General features: G+C 72.1%; 10 protein-coding genes. 2 read left to right on the forward strand and 8 right to left on the reverse strand.

Annotated features, from left to right (window positions below; genetic code table 11):
* Nucleotides 1–6: 6 nt before the first annotated feature.
* The 3 genes from K311_RS17715 to K311_RS16240 all read right to left on the reverse strand — a co-directional run bounded on the left by K311_RS17715 (nucleotide 7) and on the right by K311_RS16240 (nucleotide 1,939).
* Nucleotides 7–549: a hypothetical protein gene (locus K311_RS17715; protein WP_154659501.1), complete on the reverse strand. Its 543-nt coding sequence runs from the start codon at nucleotides 547–549 to the stop codon at nucleotides 7–9.
* A 164-nt stretch (nucleotides 550–713) separates the two neighbouring features.
* Nucleotides 714–1,076 carry an SH3 domain-containing protein gene (locus K311_RS18395; protein ID WP_026817042.1) on the reverse strand — a complete coding sequence of 121 codons (363 nt, stop codon included), beginning with the start codon at nucleotides 1,074–1,076 and terminating at the stop codon, nucleotides 714–716.
* Nucleotides 1,077–1,147: 71 nt separating this feature from the next.
* The gene (locus tag K311_RS16240; protein ID WP_051239820.1) at nucleotides 1,148–1,939 is read right to left on the reverse strand and encodes a hypothetical protein; all 792 of its coding nucleotides are present in this window, start codon (nucleotides 1,937–1,939) and stop codon (nucleotides 1,148–1,150) included.
* Between the two features lie 182 nt (nucleotides 1,940–2,121).
* On the opposite strand from K311_RS16240, the gene K311_RS16245 reads away from it, so the two are divergent.
* Both K311_RS16245 and K311_RS0109080 read left to right on the forward strand, forming a co-directional pair.
* Complete coding sequence (locus K311_RS16245; RefSeq protein ID WP_043797473.1) at nucleotides 2,122–2,523, forward strand: HIT family protein; 402 nt, start codon at nucleotides 2,122–2,124, stop codon at nucleotides 2,521–2,523.
* Nucleotides 2,524–2,561: 38 nt separating this feature from the next.
* Nucleotides 2,562–2,996, forward strand: a complete 435-nt coding sequence (locus K311_RS0109080; RefSeq protein ID WP_211223643.1) for a hypothetical protein — start codon at nucleotides 2,562–2,564, stop codon at nucleotides 2,994–2,996.
* Nucleotides 2,997–3,058: 62 nt separating this feature from the next.
* Here K311_RS0109080 and K311_RS0109085 read toward each other — a convergent pair whose 3' ends face one another.
* The 5 genes from K311_RS0109085 to K311_RS16250 form a co-directional block, all read right to left on the reverse strand.
* Entirely contained in the window at nucleotides 3,059–4,114 is a 1,056-nt protein-coding gene (locus K311_RS0109085) for a 2-oxoacid:ferredoxin oxidoreductase subunit beta (RefSeq protein ID WP_026817044.1), read from the reverse strand.
* On the reverse strand, nucleotides 4,111–6,018 hold the full coding sequence (locus K311_RS0109090; RefSeq protein ID WP_026817045.1) for a 2-oxoacid:acceptor oxidoreductase subunit alpha: 1,908 nt from the start codon (nucleotides 6,016–6,018) through the stop codon (nucleotides 4,111–4,113). The genes K311_RS0109085 and K311_RS0109090 overlap by 4 nt, the downstream gene beginning before the upstream one ends.
* Nucleotides 6,015–7,823 (reverse strand): FAD-dependent oxidoreductase, encoded by a 1,809-nt coding sequence (locus K311_RS0109095; protein ID WP_026817046.1) that lies wholly within the window; start codon nucleotides 7,821–7,823, stop codon nucleotides 6,015–6,017. Before K311_RS0109095 ends, K311_RS0109090 begins: the two co-directional genes overlap by 4 nt.
* 366 nt (nucleotides 7,824–8,189) lie before the next feature.
* On the reverse strand, nucleotides 8,190–12,551 hold the full coding sequence (locus K311_RS0109100) for an autotransporter outer membrane beta-barrel domain-containing protein (RefSeq protein WP_154659503.1): 4,362 nt from the start codon (nucleotides 12,549–12,551) through the stop codon (nucleotides 8,190–8,192).
* A 77-nt stretch (nucleotides 12,552–12,628) separates the two neighbouring features.
* The gene (locus K311_RS16250; protein ID WP_043797474.1) at nucleotides 12,629–14,197 is read right to left on the reverse strand and encodes a M4 family metallopeptidase; all 1,569 of its coding nucleotides are present in this window, start codon (nucleotides 14,195–14,197) and stop codon (nucleotides 12,629–12,631) included.
* Nucleotides 14,198–14,379 lie beyond the last annotated feature (182 nt).

Raw genomic sequence — 14,379 nt, forward strand, 5'->3', positions numbered from 1 at the left:
GGGGACTCAGGGCCAGACCAGGCTGCGCAGCCGCGCCGGTGCGCGTCCGGCGAGGCCGATGCCGGTGCGGGTCACGCCGGGCGCGGTCGGCAGCACGTGCATCCGCACCACCTGATCACCGGTGCCGGCGTCGAACTCGAGGATCAGCGCATCGGCTTCGGTACGCATCGCCCGCGGCTGCGGCGCGATCGTCTCCATGCGCAGGTCGCGCCAGCCGCTGCCGCTCAGTTCGAGCGCGAAGCGGCGGTCGCCGGCGATGCTGTCGGCCTCGATCGTCGCGACGATCTCGACATCGGCGGCATGGCGCGCGAAGCGCGGATGGTCGACGAGCACGCCGTCGCCCGCGGCGATCGCGCGTGCGAACGGCCCGCGGCTGCCGGTCAGCCCGAGCAGCGCCGCCGCCACCAGCAGGACGAGTAACGCCCAACCCACGCGCTGCACGCGGTGGAAGCGGCGTTCGAATCCGGGATGCTCGTCGACCTCGAGCGTCGTGGTTGGTGGCACGGCGTGCACTCGTGGCGAGGGGCCATCGAGTGTCGTGCGGGCCATGTGAAATCCACGTCTGTAGGAGCGGCTTCAGCCGCGATGCCCACGAACCCTCCCTGTAGGAGCGGCTTCAGCCGCGATGCTTTTCGCGCTCACGCGCGAAAGTGGAAAGCATCGCGGCTGAAGCCGCTCCTACAGAGGTTGTCGGGTTGGGCGGGTTGCGCGGGTTAGTCGGGTTCGTCGGGCTGGAGCAGCTCGGCGCGCACCCAGCCGCGCTCGCTCGCGCGGTCCTCGCACCACCAGGCGCCGTGCGCGGGGTCCTTCCACATCACCCGCACCTGGTCGCCGGCGGCGACGGTGAGTTCGGCGCTGCAGTATTCGGCGGTGGCGCGGCCGCGGTCACCGATCGCATCGATCACGTCGAGCGGCACCCAGCCGGCGCTGATCTGGCCGTCCTCGGCCCAGACATAGCCCGGACGATCGGGATGCGGCCGCCCGAGCGCGACCTCGTCCCCCGGATGCAGGGTCAGCGGGATCGCATCCGGCGCTTCCTGGTCGCCCAGCACGGTCGCCGTGATGGCCTTGAGCATGGTCACCGCTGTTTCTCCCGGAATTCCCGGCGCGCAGTTTCTCACGAACGTGGCGAAGGGAGCGGGATTCGCTAGCGGGCGTTCATCCGTGTCCAGACGCTCTTGCCGACGAAGACGACGAGCATGAAGCCGACCGCGAGCAGGTCGAAGAACACGAGCTCGAAGGGCCAGAGGTTGTGCGAGGTCGGGTCGCGGAAGGTGTCGACGACCAGGCGCAGCACGACGAAGGCGAGCGCGGCCAATGGCAGCGCCGCGGCGATGCGCCAGATCCCGCGCCAGCGCAGGACACCGTAGAGCGGCCACGCGGCGCCGGGAGCGGTGCCGAGCAGCGCGAAGACCAGCATCAGCGGCGCCGCCGCCAGTCGCCAGCCGAGGCTGCGCGGCTCGCGCGGCGGTGCGCTGCCGGCGGCGCGGCGGCGCTGGTTTTCGGCCTCGAGCGCGGCGACCCAGTCGGGCGGCGTCGGCGTCGACAGCGGGCTGCCGCGACGCACGTTCACCGGGAGCCGCAGCAGCACCGGGTCCTGGTAGCCGTTGCCGACCTGCACCCGGATCTCGTCGACGCGGGCGGTGCCGTCCATCAGGAAGAACCAGCCGACGACCTCGCCCTCGCCTTCGTAGCGCGCCGACGGGTGGCTGCCGGCGTTCGCCGGGGCGCCTCGCCAGAACGGGCGCGCCCAGATGCCGACCGGTTCGTCGCTGCGGTAGCGCAGGCGGACGTAGAAGTTCTGGCCGTCGGCGAGCACGACGTCGTCGCCGCGGGGCCAGGTGTCGAGCAGTTCGACCTCGGCGGCGGCGGCGGCCGGGCCGGTCAGTGCCAGCAGGGCCCACAGGGCCAGCGTGGTCAGCAGGATTCGAAGCTTCATGGCGGGTTCCCCGGTGTCGCGTCGGATGGATGCTGGCGGCCGGGTGCGGGGGCGGCAACGGCCGCGTGCCGCTGCGGCGGATCGCGATTCCGGCGGTGGCGCGTGGTGATACCGGGCTGGAATTGGCGGTTGCCGATCCGTAGTTGCGAGGGTGGCCTCGGCGCGAACGGGAGGGGACCGGGATGATCGAGCTGCGGAAACGCGAGCCCCTCACCGACGACGAATGCCGGGCGGTGATGCTGGCGGCGCGGCGCCTGGCGAAGGCGCTCGAGCGCGCGTTCGCACCGCTCGGCATCCTGACTTTCCAGAACAACGGCGTATACAGCGGCCAGGAAACGCCGCACTTCCACGTGGTGCCGCGCACGCCGGGCAGCGACTGGGGCATCGGGCCGCCGCAGCTGGCGAGTTTCGAGGCGGCCGGGCGCGTGCGCGGAACGACGCATGATGCGAGTGGCGATGCGGCGCGGCGCGAGCGGGTGCGGGTGACGCCGGCGCGGATGGCCGAGGTCGCCGCGTCGATCCGGTCGGCGATGGACGGATCATCGGTGCGATCATCGGTGCCAGGCACCGTTATTTCCGGTTAACCGTGCCCGGCACCGTTCCGGGGACGCCGACTCGAGGAATGCCGATGACACGCGCGATGTTCGCCGCCTTCGCACTCGCCCTCCCCGCCCTGTTCGCGGTGGGAGCGGCTTGGGCCGACTGCCCGCCGCTGCCGGCCGGCGCCGTCGAATTGAGCTTCGAGGTTCGTCGCTGCACGACCGTGCGCGCGCCGTGGCCGGACCGCCGGCGCCTGCTACGCATCGAGGTCGCGGATCCGGGCGTGCGCCTGCTGGCGGATTCAGGAGAGGAGATCGCCGCTGCCGGTCACGACGCCGTTCTCGTCGAAGGCCTGCGCGCCACGCGCGTGCTGTACGTCGATGCCGGTGCCGGGGCGCACTGCGGCGAGCACCCGGTCGGCGCGGCCCGGAGCGCGACGCTGCAACCCGCCTGCTGCGACACCCTTCCGCACCGCGGCACCTGCCGACTGCCCGGGCCGGTCGTCGTGCTCGACTAGAACGGTGTCAGAGACAGTTCCGCGCGGAACTGTCTCTGACACCGTTATTCCGACACCGTTATTCAGCGCAAGGCGGCGTTGATCTTCGCGAGCACGTCGGGACCCGGCACCAGCACGTCCTCGCGCAGCGCGTTCAGCGGCGTGGCGACCGTGCGCAGGTGCTCGTGCAGGTCGCCGGCCTGCGGGTCGACGTAGAGCAGGCCGGTGACGACTTCGCCGCGGGCCTGGCGGGCCTGGAGGTGGTTCATCGCGGCGACGCGGTCGCGCGGGTCGTGGTCGGCGTCGAGCTTGTGCAGGCGCAGCCGGCTGCCGTCGTGCTGTTCGACCTCGACGGTGGTGCCGGGCGCGTAGTCGACGGCGATCTCGGCGCGCGGCGGGATCACGTCGAGGCGGTTCACGGCCTCGTTGTGCTCGCGCACCCAGGCGTAGCTCTTGGTGCTGCCGTCGTGGTTGTTGAAGGCGACGCAGGGGCTGATCACGTCGATGAAGGCGGCGCCGCGGTGGGCGATCGCGCCCTTGATCAGCGGCACCAGCTGGCGCTTGTCGCCGGAGAAGCCGCGGGCGACGTAGGTCGCGCCGAGCTGCAGCGCGAGCCCGACCAGATCGATCGGCGAATCGGCATTGACCACGCCGCGCTTGGAGACCGAGCCCTGGTCGGCAGTGGCGCTGAACTGCCCCTTCGTCAGCCCGTAGACGCCGTTGTTCTCGACGATGTAGGCCATGTTCACGCCGCGGCGCAGCGCGTGCACGAACTGGCCCATGCCGATCGAGGCCGAATCGCCGTCGCCGGACACGCCGAGGTAGAGCAGTTCGCGGTTGGCGAGGTTGGCGCCGGTCAGCACGCTCGGCATGCGCCCGTGCACGGTGTTGAAGCCGTGCGACTGGCCGAGGAAATAGTCCGGCGTCTTCGAGCTGCAGCCGATGCCGCTGAGTTTCGCGACCCGGTGCGGCTGAATGTCGAGTTCCCAGCAGGCCTGGATGATCGCCGCCGAGATCGAGTCGTGGCCGCAGCCGGCGCACAGCGTGCTGATCTTGCCTTCGTAGTCGCGGCGGGTGAAGCCGACCTTGTTGCAGGCCAGCGACGGATGCCGCAGCGCCGGTTTCGCGATCCAGGTCATGACGCAGTCCTTTCCCGAATGGCCCCGACGATGAACCGCGCCGTGATCGGCGTCCCGTCGTAATGCAGCACCCGCTCCAGCCGCGCCGGATCCAGGTCGAATTCGTTGATCAGCAGGCTGCGCAACTGGGCGTCGCGGTTCTGCTCGATCACGAACACGCGCTCGTGCGCGAGCACGAAGTCGCGGACGCTGTCGGGGAACGGGAAGGCGCGGATGCGCAGGGTGTCCAGCGGGAGGCCGGAGGATTCGAGGATGGCGACGGCTTCGTCCATCGCGGGGGTGGTGGAGCCGTAGTGGATCGCGCCGAGGCGGGTGTTGGCGGAGGCATTGGAAGGAGGGGGAGGCATCGCGCCTGCAGGCGCTTCTGCATCAGAAGGCGTCGCGCCTGAAGGCGCTCCTACAGGGGGGGCGGACAGGCGGAGGATGGGGGCGGGGACGAGGTCGCGCGCGGTGTCGAACTTCTGCAGCAGTCGCTGCATGTTGTAGACGTAGTCGGGGCCGCGCTCGGAATAGCGTGCCTTCGGGTCGCGCGAGGTGCCGCGGGTGAAGTAGGCGCCGCGTTCGGGATGCGTGCCGGGCAGCGTGCGGTACGGGATGCCGTCGCCGTCGACGTCCTTGTAGCGGGCGAACTCGCGGCCGGCTTCCAGATCGGCGTGCGACAGCAGCTTGCCGCGGTCGTGCCGGCGCGCCGGGTCCCAGGCGAACGGCGCGCACAGGCGCTGGTTCATGCCGATGTCGAGGTCGCTGAGCACGAACACCACCGTCTGCAGGCGGTCGGCGAGGTCGAGCGCGGCGGCGGCGAACTCGAAGCATTCGTTCGGATCCTGCGGCAGCAGCACGATGTGCTTCGTGTCGCCGTGCGAGGCGTAGGCGGCGGCGAGCAGGTCGCTCTGCTGGGTGCGCGTCGGCATCCCAGTCGAGGGGCCACCGCGCTGCACGTCGATGATCGTCACCGGGATCTCGGCGAAATAGGCCAGGCCGATGAACTCGCTCATCAGCGAGATGCCCGGCCCCGAGGTCGTCGTGAACGCGCGCGCGCCGTTCCAGCCGGCGCCGACCACCATGCCGATCGAGGCGATCTCGTCCTCGGCCTGGAGGATCGCGAAGCGGTTCTGTTTGGTTTCCGGGTCGACGCGGAACTTCAGGCAGTACTTCTCGAAGGCCTCGGCCAGCGAGGACGAGGGCGTGATCGGATACCAGGCGCAGACGGTGGCGCCGCCGTAGACGCAGCCGAGCGCGGCGGCGGTGTTGCCGTCGACGAAGATGCGTTCGCCGACCGCATCGGCGCGGCGCAGCTGCAGGCCCAGCGCCGGCGGCAGGTTCGCCGCGGCCCAGTCGCGGCCCATGCGCAGCGCCTCGCGATTGGCGTCGAGCAGCGTGGCCTTGCTGCGGTACTGCTCGGCGACCAGGGCGTCGAGCACGTCGGCGTCGATGCCGAGCAGCTGCGCCAGCGCGCCGACGTACAGGATGTTCTTGAACAGCTGCCGCTGCCGCGGGTCGGCGTAGTGCGCGTTGCAGATCGCGGTCAGCGGCATGCCCAGCGGCACGATGTCGTCGCGCAGCCTGCCGGGCGGCAGCGGCCGCGTGCTGTCGTGGAACAGGTAACCGCCGGGCGACAGTTCGGCGACGTCGGCGTCCCAGGTCTGCGGGTTCATCGCCACCATCAGGTCGATGCCGCCGCGGCGGCCGAGCCAGCCGGCCTCGCTGACGCGCACCTCGTACCAGGTCGGCAGTCCCTGGATGTTCGACGGGAAGATGTTGCGCGGGCTCACCGGCACGCCCATGCGCAGGATGGCTTTCGCGAACAGCTCGTTCGCCGAGGCCGAACCCGAACCGTTGACGTTGGCGAACTTGACGACGAAGTCGTTCACCGCGGCGATCGGCATCACGGCGGCGCGGTTCATGCGGCGGCCCCGCGGGCGCCGCAGGCCTTCGCGGTCTGCAGCAGGAACTTCTGCATCTCCCAGGCGCCGGTCGGGCAGCGCTCGGCGCACAGGCCGCAGTGCAGGCAGACGTCCTCGTCCTTGACCATCACCCGCCCGGTCTTCAGGCGGTCGGAGACGTACAGCGGCTGCTCCATGTTCAGCGCCGGCGCGGTCAGGCGCGGGCGCAGGTCGGCCTCCTCGCCGTTGCCGGTGAAGCTCAGGCAGTCCATCGGGCAGATGTCGACGCAGGCGTCGCATTCGATGCAGCGCTCGCGCAGGAACACCGTCTGCACGTCGCAGTTCAGGCAGCGCTGCGCCTCCTTCCACGCGGTCTGCGCATCGAAGCCCAGCTCCACTTCCCGGGCGATGCTCGCCAGCGCCAGGTCCGGCGCCACCCACGGCACCTTGTGGCGCTCGTCGAGGGAGACGTCGTTGTCGTAGGCCCATTCGTGGATGCCCATCTTCTGCGCCTGCAGCGACACCTCGGGCAGCGGCCGCAGTTGCGGGTCGCGGCCGGACAGCAGCGCGTCGATCGACAGCGCCGCCTCGTGCCCGTGCGCCACCGCCCAGATGATGTTCTTCGGCCCGAAGGCGGCGTCGCCGCCGAACAGCACCTCCGGGCGCGTGCTCTGGTGGGTGCGCGGATCGACGACCGGCATGCCCCACTGGTCGAAATCGATGCCGAGGTCGCGCTCGATCCACGGGAAGGCGTTCTCCTGCCCGACCGCGACCAGCACCTCGCCGCAGGCATGGAATTCGTCGGGCTCGCCGGTCGGCACGAGCTGGCGGCGGCCGCGTTCGTCGCGCACCGACTTCACCTTCTCGAACAGCATGCCGGTCAGCACGCCGTTCTCGTGCACGAAGGCCTTCGGCACCCGGCAGTCGAGGATCGGGATGCCCTCGTGCATCGCGTCCTCCTTCTCCCACGGGCTGGCCTTCATCTCGTCGAAGCCCGAGCGCACGATCACCTTCACTTCCTCGCCGCCGAGCCGGCGCGCGCTGCGGCAGCAGTCCATCGCGGTGTTGCCGCCGCCGAGCACGATCACCCGCTTCGCGACCCGGGTGACGTGGCCGAAATACACGCTGGCCAGCCAGTCGATGCCGAGGTGGATGTGCGCCGCCGCTTCCTGCCGTCCGGGCAGATCGAGGTCGCGGCCGCGCGGCGCGCCGCAGCCGACGAACACGGCGTCGAATCCCTCGGCGAGCAGCGCGCGCATCGATGCGATGCGGGTGCCGCCGCGGAAATCGACGCCGAGGTCGAGCACGTAGCCGACCTCCTCGTCGATCACGGCCTCCGGCAGCCGGAAACGCGGCACCTGCGTGCGCATGAAGCCGCCGGCCCTGGCGTCGGCCTCGAACACGACGACCTCGTAACCGAGCGGCGCGAGGTCGCGCGCCACCGTCAGCGAGGCCGGGCCGGCGCCGACGCAGGCGATGCGCCGGCCGTTGCGGCGTTCGGCCGGCTTCGGCATCCGCGCGCGCACGTCGCCCTTGTGGTCGGCGGCGACGCGCTTGAGCCGGCAGATCGCCACCGGTTCGGGCTTCTCGCCATTGCCCTCCTCGACGCGGCCGCGCCGGCAGGCCGGCTCGCAGGGGCGATCGCAGGTGCGCCCGAGGATTCCCGGGAACACGTTGCTGTTCCAGTTGACGACATAGGCGTCGGCGTAACGGCCGGCGGCGATCAGGCGGATGTATTCGGGGACGGGGGTGTGGGCCGGGCAGGCCCACTGGCAGTCGACGACCCGGTGGAAGACCGCGGGATCCGCGATATCGGTCGGCCGCATGCCAAACCCCCTCGCTGCGCACGTCCGGTGAGCCCGACGCGGCCCGTCGCCGGACGCCGGCGGGTCGGGGCGAGTGTGCCAGAACCGCGGGCGGGTGGCGGCGGCGTCCGGCGCGCGGATCAGGGACAGATCGGCGTGTACCTGATCTTCCGTGTCAGGAATCCGGGGTCTGCCGCCGCCGGCGCCGGGCAGCCACTGCGAGGAGCCCCCGCACGACGCCGCATACCAGCGCCGTCATCAACATCGCCCGCACCCCCTTCGATCGACGTTTCGATCGGCGTTCATCCGCTTCGGTCGAAGAAAAAGGGGGCACGCATCACCCGGTCGTCGGGTCCGGGCGTCGCGAGCGTGCCCCCGGGGAAAGCCTTACCAGGCGTAGCGCAGCGTGAGCTGGGCGGCGACGAAGCCGTCGCGAGCGCCGCCATCGTTCCAGGCCAGGCCGGCGCCGAGCGCGAGGCCGCCGCGGCGGGCACCGAGGCCGAGTTCGAGCAGCGCCGAAGTGCCGTCGAGCGAGGTCTCGCCGACGATGCCGCCGTTGATGACGTGGCGCTGGCCGTCGTCGAACACATGCACCGCCGCCAGCGTCGCGTACGGCGCCAGCGTGAAGCCGCCGGCTTCGAATTCGTGTTCGAAGCCCAGGCCGACGCGGGCGCGGTTGGCCTCGCCGCCGCTGGCGGTGAAGTCGGAGCCGGCCCAGGCCAGGCTCGGCAGCCCGTCGATGCGGGTATGCGTCAGCTGCAGCTGCGGGCTCACGACGATGCCGCCGAGATGCCAGCCGCGGTAGCCGAGCTCGAGGTGGCTGCTGGCGGCGTCGACGTCGGTGGCGAGGTCGCCACCGGGCAGGCGCAGGCGCACGTCGACCTGGCTCCAGCGCTGCGACAGGTCGAGGTAAACGCCGCCCTCGCCCTGCCAGGTGGCGTACAGGCCGACGGTGTCGGCGCGGAAGCGGTTGCGGCCGCCACCGACGTCCTGGCTCGCGCGGCTGCGGCCGCCGAGCAGACCGACCGACAGCCGCGGCGTCAGCGCGAAGTCGATGCCGAGCTCCTGGCCGTTCGTGCGCTGGTGGAAGTCGATATCGGCGGCGCCGAAGCCGTGGTGCGCCGCACTGACATCGCCGCTGTCGGTGTAGGTGCGCAGCCACAACGCCGGCGCCGGCCGCCCTTCCGCGGCGACGTGGCCCATCCGCTGCCGCCAGCTGCCGCCCTGCGCCTCGACCAGGGTCGCGACGCCCGGCAGCAGCGCCGCGAACTGCTCGCCGACGCCGGTCAGGCCGTCGACGCGCACGCCCAGCGAGAACACGTCGGCGCCGGTGCCGGCGATCTGCGCACGCAGGTCGAAGTCCAGCGTCACCAGTGCCGACTGCCAGCCGACGTCGCCGAGGGCGAAGTTGCCGGCGGTGGAGACGCCGTCGACGCGCACCAGCTCGATCGCGAAGTCCGCCGCTTCCGGCCGCGCCAGCAGATTCACGTCGAGGGTGGTCACGCTGCCGGCGGCGATGTCGCCGGTGATGTGCAGGTGGTCGGCGGCGCCGCTGACGGCGTTCGCGTCCACGCGCAGGTGGCCGCTGCCGGCGAAGTCGCCGCCGATGCGCAGGCGGTCGCCGGTAGCGCCGTCGAGCAGGTCGAGAATGCCGGTATTCGTGAAGCGGCCGCCGCCGAGGTCGATACCGATGTCGCCGCCGCGCACGACCACCCGGCCGGCATTGTCGACGCGGTTGCCGCCGGCACCGAAGTCGGACTGGCCGAGCGCGAACCAGGTGCCGTCGGCGGCGTTCACCAGCACGTCGTCGCCGTCGCCGCCGCGCACCGCGCCGAGCAGTACGCCGGCGTTGCGCAGCTGCGAGGCCGCCGCCGCCGAGGTGTCGATCGCGATCCGTGCGCCGTCGCCGAACGCGGCGACGCTGCCGCGGTTATCCAGCGTCGCGAGACCGCCGCTGGCGACCGTCAGCGCGGTGGCGCTGGCGTCGGCGCCGTAGGCCGTGGCGACGATCGTGCCGGTGTTGAACGCAGTGACGTCGCCGCCCGCCAGCAGGTGGACGCCGATCGCGCTCGCCGTCGCACCCTCGGCGCGGGCGGCGATGGCGCCGCGGTTGTCGAGGCCGGCGTCACCGTCGCTGCTGTTGGCCAGGGCGCCGACCGCATGCGCGACGTCGCCGCTGGCGCCGGCGAAGAGGTCGCCGCGGTTGACGATGCCGGCGCCGTAGGCACCGAGCTGGGCGGCGCCGTAGGCGTTGGCGCGGCCGCCGTCGGCAGCGGCGACCGCGGCGATGCTGCCGTCGTTGTCCAGCGTGGTGATGCCGCCGTCGGTGGTGAACCAGCCGTTGCCCCAGTCGCAGCCGTCGGCGTCGCAGGGCACGTAGTACTGCGCGTGGCGGGCGTAGGCGAACGCGCCGACCGCCCAGGCATCGCCCTGCAGCGCGTCGGCGACCGCGACGATGTCGCCGCTGTTGACGGTCACCGCCTCGTAGCCGGCGAAGACGAAGCTGCCGTAGGCCGTCGCGTAACCGAAGTCGGCGCGGGCGTAGGACTCGATGCGGCCGGCGTTGTCGATGACGCCGTCGAGCACGTTCGAGTTGTAGCCGATCTCGGCGCCCCAGCTCGAGGCGATCGCCGGGGCGTCGTTGCGCGCCTCGCCGGTGACGATCGCCTGGGCGACCACGAGGCCGTCGTTGTGAATCAGCGCGTGGTCGGAATGGAAGACCTTCAGGCCCATCGCCACCGCGCGGCCGCCGTAGGCGCTGGCGGCGTCGCTGCCGGCGGTGGCGATCGCGAACACCTCGCCCTGGTTCACCACGTCGGTATTGTACTTGCCCTCGCCGACCGCGCCGTAGGCGCTGGCGATGCCGAACTCGGTGTCGGCGGTGGCGACGATGCGGCCGGTGTTGACCACGCTGGCGTCGTACTTCGCGTAGGCATGCACGCCGACCGCGCCGGCGCCGCCCTGGAAGAAGTCGAACACCTCGTCGGCGGCGGCGATCGCGAAGACGTCGCCGTGGTTGCTGATCGCGGCGTCACCCTGGAAGTTGGCGATCGCGCCGATGCCGAGCACGCTGCCGGCACCGTAGAACCCGGCGTATTCGCTCTCGAGGAAGCTGCGGGCGGTGCCCTGGGCGATCACCGTGCCGAGGTTGGTCACGCCGGCGTAGTAGGTGCCGCTGGCGAGCACGCCGGTGGCGCGGCCGAGGCCGAAGCGCTCGGCGTCGGCGAGCGCGCTGATGGTCGCGCCGGCGGCGTTGTACAGCGCGGCGGACGCGCCCTGCAGCGAGACGCCGGTGGCCTCGTTGATGGCGCCGTAGGAGCGCGCGATCGCGGTGATGTCGCCGTGGTTGTCCACGTGGGTGTCGCCGTAGAACGAGGCGGCGAGCACGCCGGTGGCGGTCGCGTAGTTCACCGACACGTTCACCACGCCGCGCCGGGTGTCGGCGATCGCCAGCACGTCGCCGCGGTTGACGACGTCGATGCCGGCGAAGTCGTTGCGAGCGTAGACGCCGGTGGCCTCGGCGACGCCGATGTCGGCGTAGGCCGCGGCGGCGATGGCGCCGTCGTTGCCGACCACGACCTCGCCGCCGTAGAAGCCCGACGAGCGCGCGGCGACGCCCCAGGCGGTCGCGAAGCCGGTGCTGACCGTGGCCAGCGCGGTCACGTCGCCGTCGTTGTCGGCCACGGTGTCGAAGACGCCGTAGACGTTGATCGCGCCGATGCCCATCGCCTCGGCGCGCAGAAAGCCGTCGACCGGATTCATCGGCGCCGTCGCCGTCGCCACCGCGCGCACGTCGCCGCCGTTGAGCACGACCGACGAATAGGCCAGCGCGAAGCCGTACAGGCCGACCGCGGTCGCCTCGACCTCGCCGTAGCCGGCGATGCCGCCGGTCGCGCTCGCGACGACATCGCCGCTGTTCACCACCACGCCGTGGCCGTAATACAGCGAGGCCGCGGCGACGCCGGTGGCGCGCGCGGCGTCACCGGTCGCGGCCACGACGACCTCGCCGCGGTTGTAGGCATAGGCCGAACCGACGACACCGATGACCTGCAGACCGGTCGCGTCGGCATCGCCGCCGGTCGCGATCGCGGCGACCGACACGTTGCCGAGGTTGTCGATGGTGCCGCCCTGGAAACCGTAGAGGTCGGCGCCGGTGGCGCTGGCGTCCCCGTATTCGGCGACCGCGGTGGCGCCCAGGCTGCCGGCGTTCTCGACCCAGCCGTAGGACGACTGCACCTGGACGGCGGTGGCGCTGGCGTCGCCGTTCACCGCGGACGCGGCGGCCGTCGTGCTGCCGTCGTTGAACACCGAGGCGATCTCGGCGAACACGTAGCTGCCGATCGCCAGCGCGTCGCCGTCGCCGGCACGGGCATCGGCCAGGAGGTCACCGCCGTTGACCAGCAGGCCGATGCCGCTCGGGTCGGCGATCGCGACGACGGCGTAGGCATAGGCGGCATCGGCGGCAGCGACCGCGGCGATGTCGGCATCGGTGTGGACGATCGCGTCGGGGCCGATTTCGAGCAGGCCGACCGCGGTGGCCACCGCCTGCGGGGTCGCGCCGGGTGCCGGTTCGGCCACCAGGCTCGGGTCGTGGATCGCCGGCGGGGGCGACGGCGCCACGACGTTCACCGGCGCGCCGGCGGTCGAGGGTGCGGCCCCGGCCTGCGCGGCGAGGGCCAGCGCCAGCGTCGACACGGCGAGGGCATTGCGGACCGCGCGCGCGACCGGCGCGACGGCGGGAAGACGCACGGGCGCGGCCCGGCGGGAAGAACGGATGGCGGTCATCGGAATTCCTGGACGGTGGCGGACGGGCGCGGAGCGGCGGCTCAGGGAACGGCGACGGCGTTCCAGGCCTCGGCGACGGCGGCGACTTCCCTGGAGTCGTCGCCGTACAGGTCGGCGGCGGCCTGCAGCGTCGCGACCCGGGCGCCGGCGTAGTCGGTGTCGGAGGTGAAGTAGACGGTCAACGCGCGGTACCAGATCTGCGCGGCGCGGTTGCGGCCGATGCCCTTCACCTTCGTGCCGTCGCAGGTGCGCGCCTTGTGGTCGACGCCGGCATAGGTGCGGGCGCCGCTGCCCTCGGCGAGCAGATAGAAGAAGCGGTTGCCGATGCCCGACGACAGGTGCACGTCGAGGTCCGCGACGTCCGCCGACCAGCAGTTGCGCGACACGCCGTCGGCGGCCGGGTCGAACAGGTAGCGCAGCGCCAGCTGGTCGGGGCTGCCGGGCACGTTCGCGAGCACGATCTGCTCGCCGATCATGTAGTCCGGCGGGTCGACCGGATTGTTCGCATGGAACTCGACCATCGCCGCGAAGATGTCGGAGGTGGCTTCGTTGAGGGCGCCGGACTCGCCGGAATAGATCAGCCCGGCGGTGCGCGAGGTGACGCCGTGGCTCATCTCGTGCGCGGCGATGTCCAGCGACACCAGCGGCCCGATGAAAACGCCGTCGCCGTCGCCGTAGGTCATGCAGAAACAGGCGTCGTTCCAGAACGCGTTCATGTAGTTGCGGCCGTAGTGCACGCGGCTGCGCGCGCCGACGCCGTCGCCGGCGATACCGAGGCGGCCGAAGCGCTTCTTGAAGTAGTCCCAGGTCATCGCGGCGCCGTACTGGGCGTCGGTGGCGACGGTGGCCGGGTCGTCGGTGCTGAAGTCGCCCCAGACGTTGTCGGCATCGGTGTACAGGCTGCCCGAGGTGCGGCTGTTGGAGCCGTCGATGGTCTCCATGCCGCCGCGTTTCGGATCGCGCAGCGAATACACGCCCTGCGCGAGCCGGGTCCGCAGCGTCACTTCGCCGGAATACAGGGTGCGCGCACTGCCGGTCGCGGAGGCGGTGTGGCGCGCGCTCCAGCGGTCGAGCAGCGCACCGGAATGGGCATCGACGATCAGCACCAGTTCCTGCTCGCCGCCGCTGGCCGGCACCTGCCAGGCCAGCCGCGGCGGCTGGCCACCGCGTGCATGGACGACCAGTTGCGGCGCCCCGGCGACGAAGCCGGCACCGGTGGCGGCGAGGGCGCGGCCGCGGGCGAGGTCGGCGCCGATGCCGGGCTTGGCCGACAACGCCAGCGGCGCCGCCAGCGTCGCGGAAACATCGCGCAGGACGCCGTCGCGCGAGTGCACGACGATGTCGCCGCCGATCACCGGCAGGCCCTGCCAGCGGCGGTCGAAGCGCACGTGTTCGCTGCCGTCGGCGTCGACGATCACGTCGCGCAGCGACCAGGTGTCGGCGCCACCGGCACCGAGCGCCTGCGGATGGGCCGCCAGAAGGCCGCGGGCGCGGTCGGCGGCGGCGCGGTCGCTGGCGCTGCGCTCGCCTTCCGCCGCGGCGGCGGCCCCGGCGCCGGCCAGCAGCGCCGCGGCGAGCACGGCGGCGAGCGTGTTCTTCCTCGAAAGCATGGTGGTTCTCCCCGTTCGTCGCGGCCCCATCCCCGGGGCCGGCGTCGACGGCGAGTGGAGCAGTCCGGGCGCCGCGAATCCCCCCCCGGGGAGGGGGGGCGGTCGCGGCGCCGCGGCGGCCGCGACGGACAATCGCCGCGGCAGCCCCGGGCCCGCGGACGCCGGCTCGCCAAGGCCGGCGC

This window comes from Arenimonas composti TR7-09 = DSM 18010 (assembly GCF_000426365.1).
In the GTDB taxonomy this organism is placed as follows: Bacteria; Pseudomonadota; Gammaproteobacteria; order Xanthomonadales; family Xanthomonadaceae; genus Arenimonas; species Arenimonas composti.